Annotated in this window: 27 protein-coding genes; 3 read left to right on the top strand and 24 right to left on the bottom strand. The window is 66.0% G+C overall.

What is annotated here, in order from left to right; translation table 11 throughout:
• The first annotated feature begins 25 nt into the window (after positions 1 to 25).
• Complete coding sequence (locus ABC347_RS11035; protein ID WP_413245780.1) at positions 26 to 220, top strand: DUF3606 domain-containing protein; 195 nt, start codon at positions 26 to 28, stop codon at positions 218 to 220.
• A gap of 8 nt (positions 221 to 228) precedes the next feature.
• Here ABC347_RS11035 and ABC347_RS11030 read toward each other — a convergent pair whose 3' ends face one another.
• The 3 genes from ABC347_RS11030 to ABC347_RS11020 are packed head-to-tail and all read right to left on the bottom strand — an operon-like array spanning position 229 to position 1,248.
• The gene (locus ABC347_RS11030) at positions 229 to 360 is read right to left on the bottom strand and encodes a hypothetical protein (protein ID WP_413245779.1); all 132 of its coding nucleotides are present in this window, start codon (positions 358 to 360) and stop codon (positions 229 to 231) included.
• Positions 344 to 742, bottom strand: a complete 399-nt coding sequence (locus tag ABC347_RS11025) for a hypothetical protein (RefSeq protein WP_413245778.1) — start codon at positions 740 to 742, stop codon at positions 344 to 346. The genes ABC347_RS11030 and ABC347_RS11025 overlap by 17 nt, the downstream gene beginning before the upstream one ends.
• Positions 739 to 1,248 (bottom strand): TIGR02594 family protein, encoded by a 510-nt coding sequence (locus ABC347_RS11020; RefSeq protein WP_413245777.1) that lies wholly within the window; start codon positions 1,246 to 1,248, stop codon positions 739 to 741. Before ABC347_RS11020 ends, ABC347_RS11025 begins: the two co-directional genes overlap by 4 nt.
• Positions 1,249 to 1,507: 259 nt before the next feature.
• Between ABC347_RS11020 and ABC347_RS11015 the strand changes: the two genes are divergently transcribed.
• Positions 1,508 to 1,681 carry a hypothetical protein gene (locus tag ABC347_RS11015; RefSeq protein WP_413245776.1) on the top strand — a complete coding sequence of 58 codons (174 nt, stop codon included), beginning with the start codon at positions 1,508 to 1,510 and terminating at the stop codon, positions 1,679 to 1,681.
• A 19-nt stretch (positions 1,682 to 1,700) separates the two neighbouring features.
• Here the strand turns inward: ABC347_RS11015 and ABC347_RS11010 are convergent, their stop codons facing one another.
• From ABC347_RS11010 to ABC347_RS10970, 9 genes are all read right to left on the bottom strand, one after another.
• Entirely contained in the window at positions 1,701 to 2,036 is a 336-nt protein-coding gene (locus ABC347_RS11010; RefSeq protein WP_413245775.1) for a hypothetical protein, read from the bottom strand.
• Positions 2,033 to 2,518, bottom strand: coding sequence for a hypothetical protein (locus ABC347_RS11005; protein WP_413245774.1), 486 nt, complete (start codon positions 2,516 to 2,518; stop codon positions 2,033 to 2,035). The genes ABC347_RS11010 and ABC347_RS11005 overlap by 4 nt, the downstream gene beginning before the upstream one ends.
• On the bottom strand, positions 2,493 to 2,666 hold the full coding sequence (locus ABC347_RS11000) for a hypothetical protein (RefSeq protein ID WP_413245773.1): 174 nt from the start codon (positions 2,664 to 2,666) through the stop codon (positions 2,493 to 2,495). Before ABC347_RS11000 ends, ABC347_RS11005 begins: the two co-directional genes overlap by 26 nt.
• 113 nt (positions 2,667 to 2,779) lie before the next feature.
• Positions 2,780 to 2,947, bottom strand: a complete 168-nt coding sequence (locus ABC347_RS10995; protein ID WP_413245772.1) for a hypothetical protein — start codon at positions 2,945 to 2,947, stop codon at positions 2,780 to 2,782.
• 23 nt (positions 2,948 to 2,970) lie between these two features.
• Positions 2,971 to 3,552, bottom strand: coding sequence for a hypothetical protein (locus ABC347_RS10990; RefSeq protein ID WP_413245771.1), 582 nt, complete (start codon positions 3,550 to 3,552; stop codon positions 2,971 to 2,973).
• The gene (locus ABC347_RS10985; RefSeq protein WP_413245770.1) at positions 3,549 to 7,292 is read right to left on the bottom strand and encodes a hypothetical protein; all 3,744 of its coding nucleotides are present in this window, start codon (positions 7,290 to 7,292) and stop codon (positions 3,549 to 3,551) included. The genes ABC347_RS10990 and ABC347_RS10985 overlap by 4 nt, the downstream gene beginning before the upstream one ends.
• Complete coding sequence (locus tag ABC347_RS10980; RefSeq protein ID WP_413245769.1) at positions 7,289 to 8,092, bottom strand: hypothetical protein; 804 nt, start codon at positions 8,090 to 8,092, stop codon at positions 7,289 to 7,291. The genes ABC347_RS10985 and ABC347_RS10980 overlap by 4 nt, the downstream gene beginning before the upstream one ends.
• Positions 8,089 to 8,451 carry a hypothetical protein gene (locus ABC347_RS10975; RefSeq protein ID WP_413245768.1) on the bottom strand — a complete coding sequence of 121 codons (363 nt, stop codon included), beginning with the start codon at positions 8,449 to 8,451 and terminating at the stop codon, positions 8,089 to 8,091. The genes ABC347_RS10980 and ABC347_RS10975 overlap by 4 nt, the downstream gene beginning before the upstream one ends.
• A 3-nt stretch (positions 8,452 to 8,454) precedes the next feature.
• Positions 8,455 to 11,595: a phage tail tape measure protein gene (locus tag ABC347_RS10970; RefSeq protein ID WP_413245767.1), complete on the bottom strand. Its 3,141-nt coding sequence runs from the start codon at positions 11,593 to 11,595 to the stop codon at positions 8,455 to 8,457.
• A gap of 48 nt (positions 11,596 to 11,643) precedes the next feature.
• On the opposite strand from ABC347_RS10970, the gene ABC347_RS10965 reads away from it, so the two are divergent.
• Positions 11,644 to 11,856: a hypothetical protein gene (locus tag ABC347_RS10965; protein ID WP_413245766.1), complete on the top strand. Its 213-nt coding sequence runs from the start codon at positions 11,644 to 11,646 to the stop codon at positions 11,854 to 11,856.
• Here the strand turns inward: ABC347_RS10965 and ABC347_RS10960 are convergent.
• The 12 genes from ABC347_RS10960 to ABC347_RS10905 all read right to left on the bottom strand — a co-directional run bounded on the left by ABC347_RS10960 (position 11,847) and on the right by ABC347_RS10905 (position 22,706).
• Positions 11,847 to 12,521 carry a DUF6441 family protein gene (locus ABC347_RS10960; RefSeq protein WP_413245765.1) on the bottom strand — a complete coding sequence of 225 codons (675 nt, stop codon included), beginning with the start codon at positions 12,519 to 12,521 and terminating at the stop codon, positions 11,847 to 11,849. The two genes, ABC347_RS10965 and ABC347_RS10960, sit on opposite strands and share 10 nt — an antisense overlap.
• 893 nt (positions 12,522 to 13,414) lie before the next feature.
• On the bottom strand, positions 13,415 to 14,002 hold the full coding sequence (locus tag ABC347_RS10955) for a hypothetical protein (RefSeq protein WP_413245764.1): 588 nt from the start codon (positions 14,000 to 14,002) through the stop codon (positions 13,415 to 13,417).
• 79 nt (positions 14,003 to 14,081) lie between these two features.
• Entirely contained in the window at positions 14,082 to 15,314 is a 1,233-nt protein-coding gene (locus ABC347_RS10950) for a hypothetical protein (RefSeq protein WP_413245763.1), read from the bottom strand.
• A 9-nt stretch (positions 15,315 to 15,323) separates the two neighbouring features.
• On the bottom strand, positions 15,324 to 15,773 hold the full coding sequence (locus tag ABC347_RS10945) for a hypothetical protein (RefSeq protein ID WP_413245762.1): 450 nt from the start codon (positions 15,771 to 15,773) through the stop codon (positions 15,324 to 15,326).
• Entirely contained in the window at positions 15,773 to 16,081 is a 309-nt protein-coding gene (locus ABC347_RS10940) for a hypothetical protein (RefSeq protein WP_413245761.1), read from the bottom strand. The genes ABC347_RS10945 and ABC347_RS10940 overlap by 1 nt, the downstream gene beginning before the upstream one ends.
• A gap of 3 nt (positions 16,082 to 16,084) precedes the next feature.
• On the bottom strand, positions 16,085 to 16,345 hold the full coding sequence (locus tag ABC347_RS10935) for a hypothetical protein (RefSeq protein ID WP_413245760.1): 261 nt from the start codon (positions 16,343 to 16,345) through the stop codon (positions 16,085 to 16,087).
• Positions 16,346 to 16,419: 74 nt separating this feature from the next.
• Entirely contained in the window at positions 16,420 to 16,752 is a 333-nt protein-coding gene (locus ABC347_RS10930) for a DUF2190 family protein (RefSeq protein WP_413245759.1), read from the bottom strand.
• Positions 16,749 to 17,051 (bottom strand): hypothetical protein, encoded by a 303-nt coding sequence (locus tag ABC347_RS10925; protein WP_413245758.1) that lies wholly within the window; start codon positions 17,049 to 17,051, stop codon positions 16,749 to 16,751. The genes ABC347_RS10930 and ABC347_RS10925 overlap by 4 nt, the downstream gene beginning before the upstream one ends.
• 54 nt (positions 17,052 to 17,105) lie before the next feature.
• Positions 17,106 to 19,169 (bottom strand): ClpP-like prohead protease/major capsid protein fusion protein, encoded by a 2,064-nt coding sequence (locus ABC347_RS10920; protein ID WP_413245757.1) that lies wholly within the window; start codon positions 19,167 to 19,169, stop codon positions 17,106 to 17,108.
• Positions 19,170 to 19,171: 2 nt separating this feature from the next.
• Entirely contained in the window at positions 19,172 to 20,677 is a 1,506-nt protein-coding gene (locus ABC347_RS10915) for a phage portal protein (protein ID WP_413245756.1), read from the bottom strand.
• Positions 20,659 to 20,907, bottom strand: a complete 249-nt coding sequence (locus ABC347_RS10910) for a phage head-tail joining protein (protein ID WP_413245755.1) — start codon at positions 20,905 to 20,907, stop codon at positions 20,659 to 20,661. The genes ABC347_RS10915 and ABC347_RS10910 overlap by 19 nt, the downstream gene beginning before the upstream one ends.
• Positions 20,904 to 22,706 (bottom strand): hypothetical protein, encoded by a 1,803-nt coding sequence (locus ABC347_RS10905; RefSeq protein ID WP_413245754.1) that lies wholly within the window; start codon positions 22,704 to 22,706, stop codon positions 20,904 to 20,906. Before ABC347_RS10905 ends, ABC347_RS10910 begins: the two co-directional genes overlap by 4 nt.
• Positions 22,707 to 22,708 lie beyond the last annotated feature (2 nt).

The following is a 22,708-nucleotide window of genomic DNA, read 5'->3' as shown; positions in this document are numbered from 1 at the left end:
GGCGGTCTCAACCAGGAGACACGCCATGTCCGATGACAAGAGCAATGTAGGTGCCCGCGATCGCGCGACCGTTTCCGGTAGCGAGGATTACGAAGTAAACAACTTCGCCCAGAAACATGGAATCAGCGCCGAACAGGCTCGACAACTGATTGCTGAGCACGGCAACAATCGCGCGCAACTGGACGAGTCCGCGGCAAGCTTGTCGCGCCGCCTGAGATAATAATCCGGTCAGCGCCGCGCCCGCTCGGCCGCCTGCAGTGCCAGAAGCTGCAGGCGGATCAAACCGGCGGTCGAATAGAGATCGAGCCCGCCGACCAGGCACTGCGCGCCGGATAGCGTGCCGTCAGCGTTGCGCGGCATCGCCGGCAGCAAGGGCGGCTCCGCCATCAGCGCTGCCGGCAAGCCCACGGTTGGCGTTGGCGCGGGCACGGTCGAGCAGCTGAACGCCATCAGCATCGGCGCACTGATTGCGATACACGGGGCGGTCCACGATCCGGATCGTCTCACGGTAGATCTCCCTTGTCTCGGTGGTCTGCGCGATGCCCGCGGCGGCATGTCGGCTGGCGACATCATCGACCGCGGTGGCGATGCGCTGGCGGGCTTTCTCGGCACGTTCGAGCGACTTCACGACTTTGGCGCTGACCGCGTTCCCGCCATCGACGCGCCCCTGCCAGTAGGCAACGCCGAGCGCCGCCAGCACCAGCAGGCCGCCCCCGATCAGCGCGGTGGGCGAGGCGATCACCGCTCGTTGCTCGTCACTGGCGCACCGCTTGCGCTCATCTTCACCGGGCCGCCCAGCACCGGCACACCTTTCGGCCAGCGCGAGGCGATCAGCCGGTTCTTTGCGATCCGAGAAATGCGGACCATGTCAGACTGATTGCCGCCCAGCACATGGTAGTGCGTGGCATCCTCGCCGAGATAGAACCCGACATGCCCGCCACCGTCGCGGCCGAACACGAGGATCGCGCCGGGTGCCAGCCGATCGGGCAGAAGCCGGACGCCGAACTCGGCCCAGCTCTTCGCGCGCGCTGCCAGCTTCACCGGCTGGATGCCGCTAGCGAGCAGCACCGCCGCGACCCAGCCGCCGCACCAGGCCATCTCGTCATCGACCCAGCGCACGCCATTGTAGCGGGCGGCCGTGTTCAGGAAGTCGATCAGCCTGTTGTTATGCGTGCGGCCCGGGATCTCTCGGGTGCCGACCAGCGTGCGGGCGAACGCCAGCCACGCCGGTTCGATAACCTTCGTCATATTTTTCTCCGCTTTTCTGGACGTTTCGACCGCGCTACGATCAGCGCGCAGCGGCACTTCCTGAGGTGTCAAAGCAGACGCGGCGACACGCGTCGGCCGCCCCGTCGACTATCCTCCCCAGGAACCCTGACGGCGGGGCGGTTCCTCAGTAAGTCATCCCGCAGCCGAAACGGCTCATCACGCGCTTGATCGCGATTAATTGCACACGTCTCTAGCTGCGCTATTTTTCCAATCGTGGGGAGAAAGGTGTGGTTCAGCGATGGACAACGATTCGACCTATTACCGCCGGCGGGCGGCGCAGGAGCGCGAACGCGCAGCCCTGGCGACAGACGCGGCAGTCCGGAATGCGCATGAGGCGTTGGCGCGCGAATATGAGCAGCGCGCTGGCGGGAAGCCGGCCCGATTGAGCGCCGTCTACGAGACGGCACCATAGCAGCAGTTGGCCGGGAAAATCAGCTGTCCTGAGCGGTCGACGGTGGCGAGGCGGCCTGCGCCGTCTCGCCCGGCTGCAGCGTCACATCCGGCTGCGGCGCATTCGGCAGGCTCTTCGCCATCTCATGCACCGCAGCGACCGCTTCGCCCGTCTGCCGCCGCTCGGCCGCATTGTCCCGCATGCCGACTGCGAAGCCGATCCACCCGGTCACGACGATCGCGGTCGCCAGCGACTTGAAGAACTCGTCCTGCCGCAGTTCGGGGAAGGCAGCGATCATCGCCAGGATCGCACCGGTCTGCACGAACAGCGCGACCGCATACCAGCCCCGCTCGGTGGGCCAGCCGGGTCCGGTCATTCCGCCGCTACTCCGGTTGCGGCAATGGCGGCGGCATGGATGGCAGCCTTCTCCAATGCCTCAGCTTCCATCTGCTTCTCACGCATCGCTTTCACGCGCGCGGCGGCGGCGGCAGCCTTTTTCGGATCCTGTTCGATCAGGCCCAGCAACATGTCGAGGCACTGGCTGAGGTTGTTGATGCGATGCCTGTCGGATGCGCGCTCGGCATCATGCTGCGCATCCTTGGCCGCCATCTGGGCTTCGAGCTTGGCCATCCGCTCTCGCATTTCACGCATCTCTTCCGCACGCTCACTCAACAGATTGGCTTCACGTTCGTTGGCGATCTTCTTGAGCGCCGGCCGGCTGCGGATGATCGCGACCAGCACGCCGCCGACCAGCAGGTTCAGCAGGCCGACCGCGGCGGTCGTCCAGGTGAAGCCGGTGGCAACGGGGATCGCGGCCTGCACCGCCGCCCCGCTAACCGACACGAGGGCCTCGGCCATAGGCGCGGCCCAGCGTCAGGATATAGACCCCGTCTAGCGCACACAGGATGTAGAGCGCCTTCCAGAGCAGATCGCTGTCGGGGGCCAGTAGCCAGCGCAGCACGAAGCCCAGCATCACCAGCGCGGTGGCGAGGCAGGCAAGGCGCATCGGGTCTCCCCGACGCGTCTTGCTGCCAACTGCCGCAGCCCAAGCGCCTGGCGCCATGTAGATCAGCACGGCTGACCACACGGCCACGTTCAGGAGCCAGAACGGGGTCACGCCTAGCGCCCCGCCTCAGCCGGCGCAGGCACGTCGCCGCGGCATGGTGTGCCATCCTCGTCGCAGATCACCATCGCGTTGCCATCGATCGGCTCCCGGTCGACATCGTCGCCGCATGCAGCCGCCAGCAACCCCGCCGCGATGGCGAGGCCGGTCATCAATTTACGCATGGTCGTCTCCTGTTTGTGGCCGATCAGCTCGGCCAGGTCACCGCCGCCGCAGCGGCCTGCTTTCCCGCAGCGGTCGTCGCCGCGCGAACTGCGATCTTGCCGGCGCGACGCGCCCGCTCGATTTCTGCACGACCGACGCGGCTTGCATCGGCCGCCGCCATGATCGCGTCGCGCGCCTGCACCAGCGTCGTCAGCCCCCGCGCCTCCTTCTCGGCCCACAGGAACGGCCAGCGCGCTTTCTGTTGGGCCGCGGTCATCGCCCCCAGCGCCGCCAGGATAAGCGCGGTCGTGCCAGCAAGCCCGTTGAGGCTAGCAACGTCGATCATCTTCTCGCGATAGGCATCAGCCTGGCCAGGCACCATCGTCAGCCACCGTCGACGGGACATGGCGGCGGCGGCATCGATCGCATTGAGCAGCTCACCCTCCAGCGTGCTGAGATCATCCACGAGCTGGCGGGCGGAAGCGTCCCACTTCACCATATGCCAATCCGCGACATTGCCGATCTCGCGCACGGCACGCCCTGCCAGGTTGATCTGGTCGACGGGCGTCTCGGTCCGCTCCAGTTCCGCACCGGTGGCTGGATCATAGAGGATGCGCCAGCTCATATGCCCGCCTGCCATGCGATGGAGATGATCGAGCCGGCGGTGATTGTGATGTTGCCACCGGTCGCGCCGGTCTTCCGCGCCAGCACCCGGACATCGACCAGATCATTGTTGGCGAGCGTCGTGTCGCTGATCGATCCGGACAGGTTGACCGACGACGGCTCGCCGACCAGCGCAGGAATACCGCTGGCTTCGGAACCGGATAGATCGGTCCAGGTGCCGCCGTTGATCCGATACTGGATCTTGGCGGTCAGCCCCTGCGATCCGCTGGCGATCGAATAATTGACGCTGGCGGTCACGATCACGCCCATCGGATCGGACGTTGGCGCGCCGGTGATGCCGCCGGTGAGTGCGCCGCCATAGCTGGCCGAGGTCACTGTGCCGCTCAGCGCCTGCGTCTGTTGATAGGCGCCGCTGCCCTGGATCGCCTTGCTGACCGACAGCTCGCGATCGATCACGGTGCCGCCATAGGTCGCGCGCAGCACCGCCTTCGCATCGAGCGCCGATAGGCCGGTCACGCTATAAGTCCCGCCGCCGCCGATCGAAACCGTGCAGCCGTTGACGTTGACTACGCTGAAGCTGCAGCTGCCGGTCACCTCGGTCGTGCCCAGATACACCCGCATCGTGCCGGTCGCGTTCGCCAGCGCGCCGGGTTTCAGGGTCCCATCATTGTAGGCGTTCACGACGATCGCCGAGAGGCCCGGTGCGGACAGGCCATCGGTGCCAGGCGCGCCAGGAGCACCAGGCGAACCTGGTGCGCCGGGCGATCCATCCGCCCCCTTGATCAGCGACCAGCCATAGTCGCTCGGCGTCGTGCCCTCTGTGGCCGTGGTCTTGTTCGGCGCGACGCCGATATAGGTCCGGCCGCCAGGCGCGCCGGTGGTGAAGTCGACCGACCCGTCCGCGCTGTTCGCATAGGCGATCCAGATATAGCGCGGCGTGCCATCGGCACCTGGCGCGCCCGGCAGGCCATCGGTGCCCGGCGCGCCGTCGTCGCCGCGATATTTCGACCAGGTATAGGCCCCATAGGCGGTCGGGTCGGCCGGGTTCGTGTCGACCGCGGTGCCGATGTACGAACGCGAGCCGGGCGCGCCGGTGGTGAAATCGATGCTGCCATCCGCGCTGTTGGCATAGGCAATATGGACATAGGACGAGGTGCCGTCCGCGCCGGGCAGGCCGTCATTCCCGTCCAGGCCATCCGCGCCGCTCGCGCCGCGCGCCGCGAAGGTGATACCGCTGGCGACGTTGCCGACCGCCACCGCATGCACCGCCAGGAACAGCATCTGATCCGGCGCGACCGTCGCAGTATGGCGCGCGATACCGTTCTGCCGCCATACGACCTTGCCCGCGCCGTCATAGTCGATCGACAGCCGATCGGTCCCCGCCATCGGCATCGAGGCGATCACAACGCCTTCGCTGAAGACATGGCAGTTCGGCGTGCCGAAATTGTTGCACAGCCAGGAATAGCGCACGTCGAAATAGGAGCCGCCATCGCCGTCGTCGAACCCGACCACAATCTCGCCGATCGTTGCGGCATTGGTCATGAACGAGCAAATCGCGCCCCCGGTGAAGGCTTCGGCTGTCGTCGCGATCCGTGACCACCCGCCCGAGGTCGATTCATCGGCCTTGATCGCGCTGTTTGGGGTGACGTTGTTCCCCGGCGTTGCCACCAGCGTGAATGCGCTCGCGCCGGCCGCGCCGTCCTGCACCTTCTGGACCGACACCTCGTCGAAGATGTCCGGCGCGCTGGCGATCGTCGCGCGCATCGTGAAGCGGCCGTTCGGCCCGCCATGCGTCGAGACGGTGACCGGCAGGCCTGTCGCGCTGAGTACCAGCGTCTCAGGGTTCGGCGACGACCAGTGCGCCGGCACGTCGGCGGCATAGCCAGCCGCGGTGTTCGAATAGACTTCGGTGCCGTCGCTGTTGATCAGGCGGAAGACCGGCACGCCGACAGCGTTGGTCGCTGCTGCCTTGAAGGTGATGCTCTGCCCGGCCACGAACGCGCCGGCCCCGCTGTAGCGCGCGATCTGCGGCGTCGCGGTGATCCTGATCAGCGGCGGGCTTTCCCCGTCCGCGCCTGCCCGGCTCTTCACCAGCGAAAATTGCCGCTCCAGCGTGACGCCGGCATAGCTGCCCGACCCCGTCATACGAAGCAGCACGGTCGCGTTCGGCTCGCCGGCATCGAGCCCACCGGTCACCGTCGCGGTGTTGCCAGCGATCCCGACCGCCAGACCTTGCGGATTGCTGACCACCGACAGCGCGAAGCTGGCAGTGACATCGGTGCCGCCCGCGAACACGATGAAGTCGGTATAGGCCCCGTCATAGCTCAGCACGTCACCGTCGGCATCGGCCGGCAGGACGTGCGTCTCGTTGCTGAGCAGCGGCGTATAGGACGAGCTTCCGTCCGAACCGGCCCGCGCGATCACCTTCCAGTAGGCGTTGCTCTCGGTCGGCAGCGTCGGCGGCGAGTTGCCGGCCGATGGCGTGGGGTTGATATAGACCCAGCTCGAGCCGGCCTGCTGGACCATATTGCCTTCGCGGTAGGTCGTGGCCGCCGAATAAGCGCCGAGGTCGATCAGCTGCGCATTGAACGCGATCTCGTCCAGGCTGTGCACCGCCCAAGTTCGCGCCGCCTGTAGCGACAGCCGCCACCATGGCGGGCTCACCTCGGCCTGCGCGACCGCGCCAACCGGCGGCAGCGCTGCGCCATCGCTGCGCAGCGTCACGCTGGGCGTGCCGATCGCCACCGGCACCGCGAACAGCTTGCCCAGCCAGCTGGTGCCGGCGACCGCGTTGACGCTGGCGGCGATCCGCTGGATCAGCTCGCGCGGCGTGGTCTGGGCGTCCAGATAGATCGACAGCGGCCAGGGCCGCGCGGCATCGAGCGCTGCCAGCGAAGTCAGATCCAGCCGGCCCGCTTCGCCTGCGATCTCGGCCACGCGCCGGATCAGCGCACCGGGCAACCTGACCCAGCCACCCGCGCCCGCGCGATCGCCGCGCATCAGGTAGCTCAGCTTGCCGGTCGGCGGGGCGCCGTGGCGGACCATGCCGACAGCCTTGGCAGTCGCCCAGCGGCCGGCCGGCACCGTGGCGGCGGCGAGCGCGGCATAGCTGGCATAGTCGCCGGCCGAGGCCCCGAACCGCACCAGCCGCTCCAGCGCCACCTCGACATCCTCGATCAGGCCATAGGCTGACAGCTGCAGGATGCTGTTGGTCGGGTCGATCAGCGTGCCTGGTGCATAGCGCGGCGCGCCCAGTGCGAGCGGCTTCGCCGTGCCCTTCAGCCCGGCCACGCCCTCGGCACCGCCAGTGCCGGCATAGGTGGCCAGCAGCGGCTTATCGAGCCAGCGGTCGTCGACGGCGATCGGCAGCGTCGCAATGCCGCCGCTGATCGACGGTTGCCCGGTCGTGCGTCCGTCGAACCGCAGCGTCCAGCTGGCCCAGGCAGCACCGATCTCGCCGGTCCACAGCCGCACCCGGGCATCTGACAGCTGATAGCGGCCGAAGTTCGTCCAAGGCTCGATCGCCATGGTGAAGCTGCTGCCGGGAGTCTCGATCCCGCCCGTGAAGGCCCCGTCGAACAGATCATAGGCCAGCGTCGGCGCGGTCGCGATTACCGGCCACCAGGTCTGCCCGTCCATATGGCAGACATCGGGGTGATTGGCCGAACAGGCCCGCAGCGTAACCGCCGCACCGGCCGACGGATCATAGCCGTCGATCTGGATCGCGATCGCCATCGTCATGCCGGCATCACCGGGAAGAGGTCGACCACCGATGCGGCCCAGCCAAAGCCATTAGGCACGCGCTGCACAGTGCCGAGGTCGCTCACCAGCGGCCCGAAATAGGCCCGGCGCTCGCGATTGGCATGCGGATCGGGATCGGTCACCAGGGCGATCGGCTCGCTTGCGCCAGCCAACTCGATCAGCGGCTGCACCTGAGCTTCCGCTTCGTCGCGAAAGACATACTCGAAATTGATGCCGATCGACCGCAGCTTGGCGCCACGGCGACGCAGGAGCGTGCCGAGGACGCCGAAATCAGTGGTGCCGAGATCGCGCACGCCGAAAGCGCCGCCGACCGAATAATTGCGTGCCAGCGCCAGTCGCTTGCCGACCACCGCCCGCGCAACCTGCACATAGGACCCGGCAAGGTTGATCACGCGGATCTGCAGATAGCGTGCGACGGTCGGCGCGCCCGCTGGCGCCTGCCACAGCGTCACGCCTAGGCCATTCGCCTGTCGAACGGTGCCGGCCCAGACCGACATTTGCGGCGCGGTGTAGAATGCCCCGGTGAAGAAGCCCTGCGCCGCAGTCGCAATCTTGATGTCGAGCAAGGCGTCGGTCGGCGGACCGATCAGCCCGAACAGCATCACCGTGTCGAACGCCACGTCGGCGCCGAAGTCGATGCGCAGGTGGAAGTCGGTTCCGGTTGGCGAACGCCAGATCACGCCGGCATAGTCGTTCAGCACATTGGCGGCGGTGCCGAGCGAGGTGGCCGAGGCCGTGGCAATGCCGGCGAGCGGCTTGACGATCAGCGCGTTGCTCATCCGAACAGGTCCAGTTCCGTCACGCCGGTTTCCAGATTGAGCGCGAGGCGGGTGACCAGGTGCGCGCCGTTGACCGCATTCTCCGCGTCGACCAGTGTCACCGTTGGAATCCCGGTGGCAGGATCGACCCAGAGCAGGTCAGCCACGGCCACATTGAACCGCCGCCGTTCGGTGCCGATCAGCACGCCGCGTTGTGCGACCGCGGTGGCGGCGTCGGAAGTGGCGTCGAAGAAACCCTCCGCAGGCGCGGCGGCGCCGTCACGCGCGTTCGGATAGCGCGCCAGCACGGCGGCGTTCGACCATGGCTCTGCGGCGGCCTCGCGAATGGCGAGGCCGATATCGGCTGTCTGTGCTGGCATGGTCTAAAGTCCGCGCTGCGCCGTGATGAACCGGCTGAAATCCCCGCCACCGCCTGCGGCAATCTGGGACAACAGGTTCTTGACCTGCGCCAGGGCCGTGTTCGTTTCCTGCAGCATCTCGTTCGTAGTCTGGGTGTTGGCCGCCGTCTTTTCGATGAATGGGTCAGCGACTGCCCCGCCGATCGGCACCGCATTGTCGATCGTGGAAATCGCTCGCGCGGTGGCATCGGCGATGGTCTTCTGTGCGGCAAAGAACGCTTCGGTCGATCCGTTGGCTTCCCGCTGCAAATCCAGGAACCGCTGCGCCTCGGCCAGATACTTGCCCTGGTCTATCGCGCGCCCGCTGCCGATCGCCTCCAGATAGGGCCGCAACGCCGCTTCGCTGGTGGCGATCTGGTCGCGCAGCGAGAAGGGCGACGACGATCCGTAGCCGATCTCTTTCAGGAACTCGGCGAGCGAGGCGGAGGCCTTGGGCGTCTCGGATTTCACCTTTTCCAGCTGCAGATTGTAGAGCTTCTGCGCGTCGGCCATCTGCGTGGCAGTGGCGCCGCCTTCTTTCAGCGCGGCGACCGTCTTCGCGAAGTCGGTATTCAGATCGTCGATCGCCGCGCCCAGCGGATCCAGCTGCGCCTTCAGCAGCTTCGGGATGCTCTCGATCCGGCCAGCCTTCTCAATCTGCTTTTCCAGCTCGCCACCGGAGCGCAGCAGCTTCTGCGAAGCATCCGAGATGCCGGCCAGCACTCCATCCTTCAGCAGGTCTGCGATCGCGAAGCGGACCGCAGCCTCTTCATCCTTGCCGAAGTCGATCGCGCCCTTCTTCGTTTTCGTGTTGCCGCCGCCGGTCGGATCGACCCGATACTTGCCGTCGCGCAGACCGATCGAAACCTTGCCGGTGCTGGAAACCGTCGCGCCCAGGCGTTCGGCGATCGAATTGATCGAATCGACGATGCCGCCGCCGGATTGCGACACCTGCTGCTTGTAGGATGCGCTGTTGCCGGCCGTGCTGATCACGCCCAGCCCATCGCCGCCGAACCCGATCGTCGCCGAGGCACGCTTGGTGCTGGCGAACAGCTTGCCGATCACCGGCAGCGCGATCGCGGCGATCGCCAGATAGGGTGCCGCCGCTGACAGCGCTGCAGTGGCGCTACCCAAGGCACCAGCGGCTCCCGCCGCGCCAGCGGCACCGGCAGCACCGGCCGCCCCCGCTCCAGCCGCGCCGGCTGCCCCGGCAGCGCCAGCAGCACTAGCGGCGGTTCCGACGGCGTTCGCGGCGCTGGCACCCTTCTTTGCGCCGCCACCGATAGCCCCGATCAAGTTGCCGAGCGGATTGTTGGCAAGCGCCGACTTCGCGACTTCCGAGAAGCTGGCCTTCTGCTTGGCCAGCAGCAGGACAGTGTATTGCGCCGCGATCCGGGCGATCGCATCCTTGCCGAGATCTTCGAATGTGTCCCAGATGCCGCCGCTGCCGCCGTCGAAAGCGTCACGGTAGAAGTAGGCCAGCTCGTCAATCTGTTCGCGCTCACGCGCGGCACGCTCGTCCGCAGCATCGCGCTTGATTTGATCCAGCTTCTCTTCTGCGGCTTGGCGATCCTCAATGGATCGATAGAACTCGCCATTCAATCGAGTGGTGATCTCGGCCTCGTCGCGGGAGGCGCGCTCGCCACTGGCGCGCGCCGCAGCCTGCTGCTCCAGGATGCCGAGCAGTTCCAGATCCTTCGCGGCCTGCTCGACCGTAACATTATATTGGCGCGCGACCTGCTCTGCAGTCTTGCCGGCCAGATCGTTGAATTGCGACCGGATGCCCGCAATCGCCTCCTCGCGATCGGCGAGATAGGACAAGCCCTGCGCGCGCATCTCGTCGACGCGGGCGGCAGCTTCACCCTGCTGAACCTGTTCGGTCAGACGCTCGGTGATGCGCTCATATTCTTTGCGCAGCTTCTCCGCTTCGGACTGGCCACCGCTGCCACCCTTGCTTTTTCCGCCCCCGCCTTTGAGATCGCTGAGATCGACCACAGTGGCTGGAGCGGTGCGCGTCGGTGTCTGCGCCTTAGCTCGGGCGTCGATCTTCAGAACGGCGTTCCGTCGACGGTTGAGATCGCGGAATTGCTCGTCCAGCTTCCGCTTGGCAGCCTCATCAGCCTTACTCGTTACCTGGATCAGTCCGCCCAGATAGCTTTGGCGATCACCGCGATTGCGCGAACGATCAGCCACATTTTGCGCGAGAGCAGCATCCAGTTCGTTCAAGAGCGAATTACGGCCGGACTGACTCCGGGTGAGCGACACGGCCGCCTGTGCTGAACCGGCTCCGCCAGTTCTATAGGCTAGGATGTTCTTGAAGTTGGTGAGCGCTTCGATTCCGCGCCCTGCGTTCACGACCACAGAGGCAAGCGCATTGGATAGCGCAAGTATCGCGCCGGTGTTGTCGGCGACTGTTGCCGCAATATTTGCTTTCAAGACGGTCTGAAGTTCAGCCAGCTTGTCAGCGGTTTCGTCTGCCTTCGCGATTTGCTCGTCGGATAGCACAAGGCCGAGACGCTCTGCTGCATCAGCTAGTTGCTGAACACCGGCGCGCCCCCCTTCCAAAAGCGGAGCCAAGGTCTGCCCTGATTTACCGAACAGCCCCACTTCGATCGCGGCCCTGCGTGCTGGATCCGCGATCTTGGAGATCGCCTCGGCAATCTCAGGCAAAATCTCGCCAGCGGTCTTGGTGTTTCCGGCGGCATCCTTGATGTCGATACCGAGAGCTTTGAACAGCGCGCTGGGCTGCTTGACGCCGAGCGCCGCCTTGCCAAGTGTCTGGGTCAGCTTCGCCAGACTTTTATCCATCGCTTCTTGCTCGACGCCGGTCTGCGTCGCGGCATAGCGGTAGATCTGAAGATCGCGCGTGGTGACGCCCAGCTGTGCCGAAACCTCACCGAGCGAGGACGCGTAATCAAGGCCCTCTTTAATTGCCGATCCGAGGCCGAGAGCCCCAAGACCTGCGATCACGGCTCCGCCTTTGGCGGTGGCGCTGCCAAACGCGTTGCGGACGCGAGTGCCAGCGGATCGAGCCTCACGCTCCACGCGGTCCATTCGGTCCCGGAACTCGCGCGAGAACTGCTCCCCTGCAAGCTTGAGGCGTGCCACAATGTCGATTGTTGCCAAGGCACGCCTCCTCGTTCAGTTTAGCGAGCTGCATCTATCGGGGGTGGCATGCGCGAAGGCATTCAGAGCTTGATTGAAGGCGTCGCCGTTCTCGGCGCGCTCATTGGCGCATTTTTTATCTACGCTGCCCTAGCTCTTTCGGAAGCCGCGCCGGCTCAAGGCGCTCTCGCAGCTATTGGGGTAGGGTTCGCCGTGATACCCTACACCGTGGCCGCGATAGGGCACCGACGAATAATGCGTCGCTCCACTCGTCAGCCTTGACCCGCGGTTGCCGCCCGCCGCTCGAAGTCCCGAACCATATCCGCCTGCGCTCCTCGCACGATCGGCTCAATTGAGAACTTATTCGCGAAATCGACGAACGGCATAATCACGAAGATCGTCACCGTCTGCACGCCACGCTGAAACCCGCGCCGATCGTCGGCCCGCGTGCGCGCCCGCGTGATCGGGCGGAACACGCCGCTCCGTCCGTTGGTCGTTCCTTCGGCCACGAGGCGCGCTTTCCCGCCTCGTCGGCCTGGAACAAACCGTAGCTCCACACCGGTGCGGGCTTCCCACTCCCGCGGCGTCAGCAGCCGCGCTCGGCCGCGCGGGCCTGCAGCTGCGGTCGGGATTGCAACGCCGCCGCCGGCCCGCCCCTTGATGCGACCCGGGCGGGTGAAGAAATCCATCGCGCCCTGCGACCGCGCGCCGCCCTTCACAAAGATGCTGCCGACCGGCTCCTTGGCGATCCCCTGTCGCGGAAACGCCTTGGAAGCCCAGGCGCGCCAAAGCTTGCCGGGCACGGCTTGGCGCGTCTTCTCTTCGAGCTTCCGCTCCAGCGCCTTCGTCGCGTCCCGCACGGCCCCCGCGCTCGCGCCGAGGATGCGGCGAGCTTCCCGATCCTGATCGCGCCGCAGCTGCTCCAGGTCGACGCCAAGATCGATCATGGCAGGGTCATCCTTTTTGGCGCTCTCGACTCTCGATCAGCGACCACATAGCCTCACTGGCAAATCGCGGGGGTGGTTATGGAAACTAGCGACGCTCGGTGCCCTGCGGTTTTCATCGTCAGAGTTCGATCGAAATCCGATGACGAGCTTTGGCATCTTCTACAGATCACGTGGTCCAGGCGGCTGATCGAATGCGACTGCCTACCCCCGGACGAGTATTTCTGCTCGCATATCGACGCCGTCCTGTCGGGCGAGCGGGCGATGGTCCACCGGTCCGACAACGAGTATGCGGATTTGGCATGTGACCTTTTTGGCGGATGCCTACCGGTCCCGAACCACTGGAAAGGCACCTGGCGAAGGGACAAGCGCTGGCGCGGATTGCCCATGCAATCTTACCGTCGCCGCCCCGATCCGCCTCCCGTTGCTGACACACCCCAAGGAGACGGCCCCGGGGTCTGCTTCACTGGCCAGTTTCAGGTCGGCCGATCTGAGATGACGGAAACGGCAAAACTCGGAGGCTATTACGTTTCTGCGCAGATTACGAGCCGCACGCGCTATCTCGTAGTGGGCATCGAGAATGTCAGCCCAGCCAAGATAAAAAAGGCCAAAGCGAATGGTATCTGCGTCTTAGACGAGGCGCAGTGGACAGACCTTTTGATGCATGGCGTAATCCCCGACTAGCGAAGATCATGCCTTCGTCTCCACGAAGCTATCCAGCAGAACAAACGCATCCATCAGAGCCGCTGGCTGATCGACGACACCGCCCGCGCAGGGCAGTGACGCACCGCCGAACATTCGCGCCGAGCGCCGGCAGGAAAGCCAAAGGTCCACCACGGTCAGCACGAACCGCGGCACGGCGGTCAGCGGGTTTTCTTCCCAGCGATCGTCGCCGATCAGCCAGCCACCCCATCCTTCGCCGAACTGGAAATCGGCGGGTCGCCGTCGGCATTCGAGCCCGCCTCGGAGTTTTTTGCCTGGGCACCAGCGCCCTGCTGCAGCTGCCATGCCTCCGAGCCCGCGATGCGCAACATCATCGGGTCGATGGACTTCAGCGCGGCCTCGCTGACATGGCCATCGAACCCGCGGGCATGGACGGCTTCGCCTTCGCCGGACGCGTGCGGCACATTCTCCCAGCCCACGCACCAGCGCTGAAACGCCAGCACCGGCTGCAGCGCGTGACGGCGCGACGATCGCCGGACAAGGGCCGCATAGGGCGGCCAATGTTCAGTCAGCACGGCCTCGGCCCCATCGAGCGTGGCGCGATCGGGCACGGACAGCGCCGTGCGCCCCTCGCTGTCCGCCGCCGCGCGGATGTCCTTGAGCTGGGCGATACCGTCCGCATCATCGCCCAGCAGCTGTGCCACTCCCTCATTGAACGCGTTGGCCAGTTGGAAGTCATAGACGACGCCGGCCCCCATCGCATCGAGCTCGGCTTCGAGCGTCTCGCGCTCAACGACGGACGCGCCGCGGAACAGGAACACCGGCGCATTCGGCCGACCCGCCAGCCATGATGGCGTCCAACGGTGCGGGGTCTTCGTATCGGTCGGGATCATGGCCACCTCAATAGAAGCACAGCGTCCAGTCACCGTCGCGGCCCAAGCTGTCGCGGCCGGGGTTCAACGCGCGCAGCGTCTGGTTTTCGGAACGCAGCGCCCCGCGCGTGCCAGCCTCCAGGCTCGCAGGTGTCGCCTGCGGCAGCACGATCCCGATTCGGTTGCCGACCACCGACCCGAACCGGACGCCGGCCGGGAAGATCGAGCCGGCCGACAGCTGCGCCAGCGCATCGCGCGTGGCGATCGTGGTCTTCAGCGGATCCATCGTCAGCTGCGGCGATCGCTGGCCGATCACGCCACTGCCGAAACCATAAGGCGTGTTCGGATCCTCGGGGCTTTCGATCGCGCCGCTGTCGTCGATCGTGAAGCTGCTGATCGGCAGCCCGGCGCGGTTGACGAGGAAGGCGGGGTTGATGCCGCCGGCACCCATGTTGAGAGTCGGCGCAGCATGCGCGGCACCGATCGCGGCAGCCGGGATTGAGGCATCGGACTGGCCCGCGAACGTGCCGGTGATCGTCGCGGTCACAATGCCAGCGCGCGCAGCCTGTGCAGCCAGGCTTAGGGTTGCGCGGCAGCCGACGAACTTCAACAGCGTGCCGTCCTCGTAGATATAGACCGTGGCCGACGGGTGATCCGTCAGCCGCGCCGCTGCATCGGCCGGCGATGTTCCTGCGTAGAGCCAGTTGGCTGGCAGCGCAGCCTGATCGGTGGTGCCCAGCGCGGAACCGAACGTGTCGGCCAGCGTCGCCACGCGGCCGGCGGTATAGTCGGTGACCAGCGGCCAGCGCCCCGCCGCAGGACCGCCGGACAGGATCAGCGGCATGCCGCGCAGTGCCTGAGCCGTCGCCGGGAAGGACGCGCCGAGGGTCGCCGAGCTGGTCGTGCCCGCGGTCAGCGCCTGCGCCGAGACGGCAGCGGTGAACTGCGGTCGCTTGCCAGCCATCGCGTAGATGGCGTGGTGCGGCGGCTTTACGCTGGCGGTGTAGACCGCCGATGGGCCGGCGCCCTTCAGCCGGAAATTGATCGTCAGCTGCGCGGCCTGGCCGACGATCAGCGGTGCGCCGGTGACAAGGCCCCCGACCACCTCGTTCGAAGTCTCCGACCCGAACGGGTAGTTGTAGCTGTAGTCACCCTCAAACGGGATCGCATCGGCGGCGACCGGCACGGCATCGATGCCTTCGGTCGTCTCGAGCTTAACGAGGATCGCCGCGTTCAGCGGGCGGATCGTCGGGTCGGCCATGGTCGTCTCCTAGATCTGCTGGGACATGCCGCCGCGCACGACGGAATAGGTGATGGTGAAGTCCTGGGCGAAGCCGAGCCGCGCCTGATTGGCGAGCTCGGCGACGCTGATGCGCAAGCCGCCGCGCTCGACGATCTCGACCGCGGCGATCGGCCCGGCCGGTGTGGTGCCGAGTGGTGGCTCTGCGGCCATCGCATCGACCAGCCAGGCGTGCAGCGCGTTGAGATCGTCATAGGGATCCTGCCCCGCACCACGCTCGACATAGCCTTCGACGGTGATGTCCATTTCCATCCGGTCTGTGCCGGCCTCGGCTTCGCGGGGCGACTCGCCGCCGTCGAAGATGTGAAGCGCGGGAAAGGCACCGGGATCGCTCCGCGGCATGATCTCGACTTCCTGCGCATCGCTGCTTTCGCACAGCGCGGCCACCGCCGCGGTGATGGCGCTGCGGATGATCGCCATTAGCGTTCGACCTGCACCGACCAGCTGGCGACATCGTCCAGGCTGGTCTTCTGCAGGATCGTCCACTCGATGCCGGCATGTTCAATCTTGTCGCCCTTGCCGGGATCGAACGGCAGGTCCGCCTTGAAGATCTCAAAGGCGGTTTCGCGCAGCGTGTCGCCCGCGCCCTGAAAGGCCGGGGCAGCACCGCCGATCGAGGGGATAGCCGAAATGGCCAGCGGCAGGCCGCCGGTCTTACGGGTGTAGATGATGGGCTCGCCATACAGCAGCCGAACTGCTGCCAGCGCTGCCGCCTCATGCGCGAGCATGGTTCAAGCCTGGGCCGCAGCCTTGGGCTTGGCGACGCCGCCCTTTCGACCATTGCCGTCATGATCCAGCGGGTCGGGCGCAGCGGCGTCCTCGCGCGCCTCGGTCATTGTGACAGCGACGCCCTGTTCGATCAGCTCGTCAGCGCGAGCGATGGTCAGGTCGGTGTCGGTATTGTCTTCGCCGCCGACGGTCAGTTCCTCACCGGCGTCGCGAAAGCGGCCCAGGCGGTCGACCGCCGGACCATAGAGGGTGATCTTGCGCATGATCGTCTCCGGGAAAAAGGCGGGCGGCAGGCCGAAGCCCACCGCCCTTCAGTCGGTCCAGGGAGGGACGCTGGTTAGACGATCTGGCCGGTCAGCTGCGCGCGGCCGACGGTGTCGCCCGACGCCTGCGCCTGCACTGCTGCACCAACCAGCGTGTTGCCGCTGGAGGTGGTGGTCAGACGCTTATTGGTGTTGTCCCAATAGACCTTCTGGCCGGCGGTCCAGGCTTCGCCCGTAGCCTTGGCGACATCGTTGACACCGATGCGCAGGCCTTCGACGGGGGCGCCACTGGCGGCATCGTGCTTCGCGATGGCGAAGATCGAGCCGACGAGGAAGCCGCCGCCGCTGGCCACGGCATACGGCGCGGTGAGGGGGAGCGTCTCCCCCGGTTGCACATAGGTCTTCACTTCGCCTTCTCCTTCGCGGGCGCAGGCTTCGCAGCCTTCGGCTCGGTCGCCTGCGGGGCGACCTCGGACTGGTGGGGTTCAGCCGGCGCGGCATCGGGCGAGCGACCATCGTCGGTCTTCACGCCTTCAACCGGCGTCTCGCGAGCCTGCTTGGCGGTGAAGTCATCGCTGACATCCTCGCCGGCATTCTCATCAATCAGCCGCTTGGCCTCGTCGTCGTTCAGGTGCAGCACGCCTTCCGCCGGGCTGCGCATCGTGCCGCCAACAATGGCGTGCGTGAGAAGCTTCACGAATTTCATGGCAGGTCTCCTTGAAGCGGCGGGGCGGCTTCAGCTCGCCCCGCCGAAAGCAGGTCAGGCACCGGGCTGCCGATAGGCGGCACGCCAGTTGACCGCGCCGACCGCGAAGTAGTGGCGCACGCGCCATTCCACACCGTCGTTCCGCCAGCCCTCGCGGCTGTCGACCATCGGGTCCTGCTGACCGTCCAGGAATGCCACCTCCAAGGCCGGCGCGACCGCCGGATCGAGGAAGGCATAATAGGCGGTGCCGGTCAGACGTGCCGTGTCGATCACGTCGCTGAACATTTTGCCGACCGGGTTGGGCCGCTGCAGCTTGTTCGTGGCGTCCGGGTCGAACGGGCTGTCGTTGATGACCCGGATTGCGCTGCCCAAGCCCACCGGGGCCAGGATGATCGCCGGCTTGAGATCGAGGACCTCGTTGCCGCTGACATCCTTCTGGCTCGCCATCGCGACGCGGATCGCATCGAAGGCAGTGACGGAAGGAGCGGCACCGGCACCCGCGAGATTGCCGTGCTGGGCGCTGAACAGGGCGAAGCCATCGGCCATCGTCGGGTTGCTGTTCAGCACCGCATAGACGTTGACTTCGATCGTCAGCTTGGCTGCCCGGCCGAGGTCGACCGCCAGTCCAGAGAACACGTCGAGATCGTCGTTGACGATCGCCTCGCGCGACAGGTTGACGATGTTGCCCTTCTTGTCGAGCTTCAGCGTTTCCTTCGAGCCATCCGGGATCGGCTTGTTCTTGATCTCGCCGGTCTCGCCATAGCTGTCGAGTGCCCCGAAGCTGCCGCGCAGATAACGACCATGAGCGCGGAAATCGCTGACGCTGCCGATGCCGCAGAAGCGGCTCCAGGTGTCAGGCGTCACCGCGTAGGCCGACTGCAGGGTCTTGTGCATCAGGTTCTCGAACAGGACCGGAAAGTCGCTGGTCGTCTGCGTGATGCTCGACCGCGCCGTCATCGCGTCCGAGACGATGTCGTAGCGATCGCGGCTCGTCGTGCGGATGCCCGCGCGACCGAGGGCCTCGCGCGCCAGATCGACGTTGCTGGCACCGCGGAACTCGCCCGGGTCCAGCCGCACGGTTTCGCCGCGCTCGCGGGCCGCCTTCTCGATCATCGGCGCGACACCGGCACGAACGGCCAGCCAGGCGGTGGCACCGTCGCGCCACTTGTCACGCTCGTCCTGAGTAATGCGGGCCGGGCTCAGATGGCCGACCTGCTGCGCCTGGCTCTGCTCGGCGAGCTTGTCGAGCACCTTCTCGCGAGCCTGCGCGAGCGTGGTTTCGCTGGCCACCAGTTCATCGGTGAACTTGGCGTCCAGGCTGTGCTGGGCAGCGAGCGCGCGAATGCCGGTGACGCGATCGCGTTCGGCCTGCACCGCAGCCTGCGCGGCGGTGGCAACGTCATTGGTGGTGAGCGCCGGGGGCTGATCGACCGCCGGCTTGTCCTTCACTTCGGACATGATCGTCTCCTTGGGAGTAAGTTTCGCGGCGATCGCCGACGGGATGCCCTTCGCGCCGGGCCGGATCGACGCCATCACAGCTCCGATCGACTTGACGAGATGGGGGTCTTCGGGCGCCTTGCGGAACCCGAATGCGGACACGTCGCAGGCGGCGGCGGTCACCACCTCGCTGATCGACGTGATGAAGTTCTGATCAAGAGCCTGCTCGGCCGTCAGCCAGGTCTCGGCGTCGAGCATGGCGATCAGCGTGTCGGCATCGATCCCGGTGCGCTGGGAGTAAACCTTCACCAGCTGATCGCGGATCGTATCGAGCTGGTTGGCCGCGCGGCGCAGTTCGGCGGCGTCGCCGATCGCCACGTCCCATGGATTGTGGATCATCATCAGGGCGTTGTCCGCCATGATGATCTCATCGCCGGCCATCGCGATGACCGACGCCATCGAGGCGGCGAGCCCATCGATGTGCACCGTGACGGTGCGGCCTTTGGCGCGCTCCCGCGTCACGGCGTTGAAGATCGCCAGCCCTTCCATGACGTATCCGCCAGGGCTGTTGATGCGGACGTCGAGCGCGTCGTCGCCATCGGCAATGCGGGGCACAAGGGTCTTCGCGTCGAGACCGTCCCAGCTGTCGCCGACGATCCCATAGATCAGGATTTCAGTCATTCTCAGGTCCTCGGAGGGGCGTCCGCCAGGAAGGAAGGATTGCCGGCCGACGTCACCTTGCGGGGGTCGGCATCAAACACGAGGCCAAGCCGATCGAGGGTGTCGGCGTCCGACTTCCACTCGTCGAAGTGCGTATCGGGATCGATGCCCCGCTCGCGCACCGCTTCGGACAAGGTCATCAGGCCGGACCGAATTGCGTTGCGCGTTGCCGGCACCTCGCTTGACGGGTCCATCATTTCACGCCGGGGCGGGGTCCAGCGCATCGTCACGCCGGTCGGATCTTCGCCGATCAGCGGCAGGCTCTCCAGAAACCACTGTTCGACCGCACCGCAGAATTGCGGGATGAACATGTTCCATTGCCAGGTCGCCAGCGACCGCTGGAACTCGAGCAAGCCCAGCCGACCCGAAATGAAGCTGACGCTCGACAGGTCGCCGCTCAGCACCTCGTAGGGCACGTTTAGTCCGGCCGAGACGGCGCGCAGCGAGACCTTCGAATACTCGCCATAGCCCTCAACGCCGGGCGGATCGGCGAACTTGATGTCGCGCCCCTCGGGCACGTCATAGATCATCCCCGGCTCGACCATTTCCAGGCCGGCATCATCGGGCGCATTCGGGTCCGGGATCGGCGGATCGTTGCTAGCATCGCCGAGCTTGAAGACCGCGAAGCACGCTGCGAGCTTCTGCCGCAGCAGTTGGGCATCTTCGTATTCGGCGAAGTCCTTCATGCGCAGCACGATCGGTGCCAGCCACGTTGCACCATGCTCCTGCTCGGGACGGTCGGCCCGGAAGACGTGAGCGAGATCGCGTGCCGGGATCAGCTTGGATTCGATCGTGGTCGACCAGGCCGAGCCCGGATGCCCGCTGTAGAGCCAATATCCTTCGCGCTCGCCCAACGGATCAAACTGAATGCCGTTGATCAGAAACCCGCCAGACTTGCCCGCCGTCACCGGGAGCGGTCCGTGCTTGCCTTGGTCGATATAGTCAGGCTCCAGCACCTGCATCTGGAACGGCAGCGGATAGCCATCCTGTCGCCGACGCCAGCGCCGCCGCACCAGCGCCGCGCCGCTCTCGACGATCGTGCGCGCGGCCTGCAGCTGCAGCCCGTAGAGGTCGTGCCGGCCAGCCGCATCGCAGTCCATCGTGTCGAAGTGTCGGCGCGCGATATCGTTCAGCGCCGGGTCGATCACACCATTGCGATAGACCTGAAAGGTGATGCCGGTGCCGACCACGTTGTTCGCGATCGCGGACACGCCGCGCGCCGCGAACGGGTTGTTGCGCACCAGATCCCGCGCCACGCCGCGCAGCGCGTTCATCACTTGTGGCGTCAGCTCGCCATTGGCATCCCGGAGAGATCGCCGCCAACTGGACGCGCGACGGCCCTGCGTCGCGCCGTCATATTCGCCGCGGGTTTTGTGGACCATCGCGAGCCGCAACCTGGCGCGCTCGCGATCCAATGCCCAGCCGGGTGCGACCGCACCGATGACGCGGTCTAGCAGGGGTTGCGCCATGACCCGCCCCGACCACCAAGCCCGCTATTATAGACGCCGACACGGCGGCGAACGAGGCCGCTCGCCGACTGCGTCGCCATGTCCAGTTCGGCTTGGATAACCTTGCGCGCGGCCAACATCTGGTCGAGCGACTGATATTCGGTCTTCCGACCATCGGCGAACGCAACCGAGCGGATGCCGGAAGCGATCGCCGCGTTAAGCGTGTCGATGTCGGACTGCTGCCAGCTCATGCCGCGATCAGCGCTTGCTTGGCGGCGATCATGCCGGGGGCGTTCATCACCTCAAACCGATACCGGGCAGTCGGGTGCGTGCCGTCCGCCGTTTCAATAAATACGACTGGCGTCCCGATTGGGTGTGCCTTGACGATCCTGACGTTGCTCTGATTGCCGACCGTCCAGTTGCCACCCGAAGGGGTGGCGGCATTGGAAACACTGGTGCGGAACGGGCCTTCCTGATTTGCCCCACCCGGATCGATCACATAATACTCGCCCTTGAGCGGCTGGACGCCCGTCAGTGTGATGCTGGTCGGCCCGTTGGCGTCATCGATGGTGGCAACCGCCATCGTCGCGGTGGGGCCGACTTTCCACAGTCGCTGGTTCGGCGAAGCCGGAGCCAGATCCACATCGTGATCAAAGACGCCGCGATATCGCCCGCCCAATAGGGATCGGGTTTGCGTCATGAAGGTGTCGCGCTCGGCAACGCCCTGTGGAATGACCGCCTGCATGTCGGCCGTGACGGCGAACTGCGTTGCTGGCGTCGTGCCGCTGATCCCGGTGCCCTGCACATACGGGTAAGGCGAATGGCCCCAGATGCGGACGGTCGGGTCTTTAGCCCAGATCAGGTCGATGAAGGCGTTCGTGACGGTCGCCGCAGTCCCGCTCATGTTGCGGAAATGCTCGTTGATCGCGTCAGTGAACGGCCAATAATTCTGGTTCGCGCCGGGGATCGCCGCCAGCATCGCTTCCTGGAACTGTGCCCCGTTCATGTAGGTAGCCAGAGGCGTGGTCAGGAAAGTCGAAAGATTGGACTGCGACAGGCAGTCGCCGGACACAGCCACCCGCCCGCCGTTGCTCGCGAGCGTCAACAGTTCGCGGATCGGCCCGTGGTTATAATTGTTGTTCGAGCTGTCCGAAAAGCGATCTTCAGTGCTGTCACCCAGCACCAGAACGGCCTTGCCCGACTTCAGTATGGCCAGAAACGCGGACGGCGCAGTCGTGTGGCTGAATACGCGGCCGGTCGGGATCGTGCCGTCGAAAGGCGTGGCCGATGCGCCGCTCGTCTCGCCCGTCACCATGCCGGAACTCGGGGCGACTGAAATGGTCCGCTGGCCGCCGACCGGCACATAGTCATGGCCGCGCCAGAGATACTCGCCCGCCGCCAGAGCGCCGACACGGACGGCGCGGATGCTGTTTGCCGGCCGCGTCCATACGTTACCCGGCCCGATCGGGTTGCCATTATCGGGATGCTGAACCTGCGTGATCGCGCCGCCAGCCACAGCCTCAACGGTCATCACCCGCCAGTCCTGCGCGGTGTTGCCGGGCGCGACGTGGACATTCGCGCCAGCGCCGTTCAGCGCCTTATCGCAAAAGATGAAATAGCCGTGATCGCAGGCTTCAGGCAGCGCGAACCACTTCTTCATGAAGCTGTATTCGGTGCCGGACGTGACGGTCTGGAACGCGATGGGCGGGTTGAGGCCGGCAGCCGCATATACGTAGCGAGGCGCAGCCGTCACAGCCGGCAGCGAGCCGGCTACCAGCTGGGCGAGTCCCAATCCAGCCGCGATCAGCGCCACTGCGGTCGGAAGCATCACGCGGTTCGTGTTCGCCGCGATACCATGCTGCAGCACCATCTCAACCGGATCGGCCGCGCTGATCGCGCCACCGGCCGCAAGCTCGGCTTGTTGCTCCGGATTGGCCGCCACGGCAACGCCTGCGCGCACCGCGGCAGACGCGATGGCGTCATCCAGCAGCAGTCGGTCAGGGGCACGGTCGGGGAACCGTGGGTCCCAGAGGAGGATCGCCTTCGCCATAT

This window comes from Sphingomonas canaveralia (genome assembly GCF_047238125.1).
In the GTDB taxonomy this organism is placed as follows: Bacteria; Pseudomonadota; Alphaproteobacteria; order Sphingomonadales; family Sphingomonadaceae; genus JBDFMH01.
Note: the sequence above shows the minus strand (reverse complement) of the source record. Positions and strands in the feature narration are given on the sequence as shown.

Coding starts and splice junctions, on each gene's coding strand:
- ABC347_RS11035 (WP_413245780.1), top strand. CDS start 26: ATGTCCGATGACAAGAGCAATGTAGGTGCCCGCGATCGCGCGACCGTT.
- ABC347_RS11030 (WP_413245779.1), bottom strand. CDS start 360: ATGCCGCGCAACGCTGACGGCACGCTATCCGGCGCGCAGTGCCTGGTC.
- ABC347_RS11020 (WP_413245777.1), bottom strand. CDS start 1,248: ATGACGAAGGTTATCGAACCGGCGTGGCTGGCGTTCGCCCGCACGCTG.
- ABC347_RS11015 (WP_413245776.1), top strand. CDS start 1,508: ATGGACAACGATTCGACCTATTACCGCCGGCGGGCGGCGCAGGAGCGC.
- ABC347_RS11010 (WP_413245775.1), bottom strand. CDS start 2,036: ATGACCGGACCCGGCTGGCCCACCGAGCGGGGCTGGTATGCGGTCGCG.
- ABC347_RS11005 (WP_413245774.1), bottom strand. CDS start 2,518: ATGGCCGAGGCCCTCGTGTCGGTTAGCGGGGCGGCGGTGCAGGCCGCG.
- ABC347_RS11000 (WP_413245773.1), bottom strand. CDS start 2,666: ATGCGCCTTGCCTGCCTCGCCACCGCGCTGGTGATGCTGGGCTTCGTG.
- ABC347_RS10995 (WP_413245772.1), bottom strand. CDS start 2,947: ATGCGTAAATTGATGACCGGCCTCGCCATCGCGGCGGGGTTGCTGGCG.
- ABC347_RS10990 (WP_413245771.1), bottom strand. CDS start 3,552: ATGAGCTGGCGCATCCTCTATGATCCAGCCACCGGTGCGGAACTGGAG.
- ABC347_RS10985 (WP_413245770.1), bottom strand. CDS start 7,292: ATGACGATGGCGATCGCGATCCAGATCGACGGCTATGATCCGTCGGCC.
- ABC347_RS10980 (WP_413245769.1), bottom strand. CDS start 8,092: ATGAGCAACGCGCTGATCGTCAAGCCGCTCGCCGGCATTGCCACGGCC.
- ABC347_RS10975 (WP_413245768.1), bottom strand. CDS start 8,451: ATGCCAGCACAGACAGCCGATATCGGCCTCGCCATTCGCGAGGCCGCC.
- ABC347_RS10965 (WP_413245766.1), top strand. CDS start 11,644: ATGCGCGAAGGCATTCAGAGCTTGATTGAAGGCGTCGCCGTTCTCGGC.
- ABC347_RS10960 (WP_413245765.1), bottom strand. CDS start 12,521: ATGATCGATCTTGGCGTCGACCTGGAGCAGCTGCGGCGCGATCAGGAT.
- ABC347_RS10950 (WP_413245763.1), bottom strand. CDS start 15,314: ATGGCCGACCCGACGATCCGCCCGCTGAACGCGGCGATCCTCGTTAAG.
- ABC347_RS10945 (WP_413245762.1), bottom strand. CDS start 15,773: ATGGCGATCATCCGCAGCGCCATCACCGCGGCGGTGGCCGCGCTGTGC.
- ABC347_RS10940 (WP_413245761.1), bottom strand. CDS start 16,081: ATGCTCGCGCATGAGGCGGCAGCGCTGGCAGCAGTTCGGCTGCTGTAT.
- ABC347_RS10935 (WP_413245760.1), bottom strand. CDS start 16,345: ATGCGCAAGATCACCCTCTATGGTCCGGCGGTCGACCGCCTGGGCCGC.
- ABC347_RS10925 (WP_413245758.1), bottom strand. CDS start 17,051: ATGAAATTCGTGAAGCTTCTCACGCACGCCATTGTTGGCGGCACGATG.
- ABC347_RS10920 (WP_413245757.1), bottom strand. CDS start 19,169: ATGACTGAAATCCTGATCTATGGGATCGTCGGCGACAGCTGGGACGGT.
- ABC347_RS10915 (WP_413245756.1), bottom strand. CDS start 20,677: ATGGCGCAACCCCTGCTAGACCGCGTCATCGGTGCGGTCGCACCCGGC.
- ABC347_RS10910 (WP_413245755.1), bottom strand. CDS start 20,907: ATGAGCTGGCAGCAGTCCGACATCGACACGCTTAACGCGGCGATCGCT.
- ABC347_RS10905 (WP_413245754.1), bottom strand. CDS start 22,706: ATGGCGAAGGCGATCCTCCTCTGGGACCCACGGTTCCCCGACCGTGCC.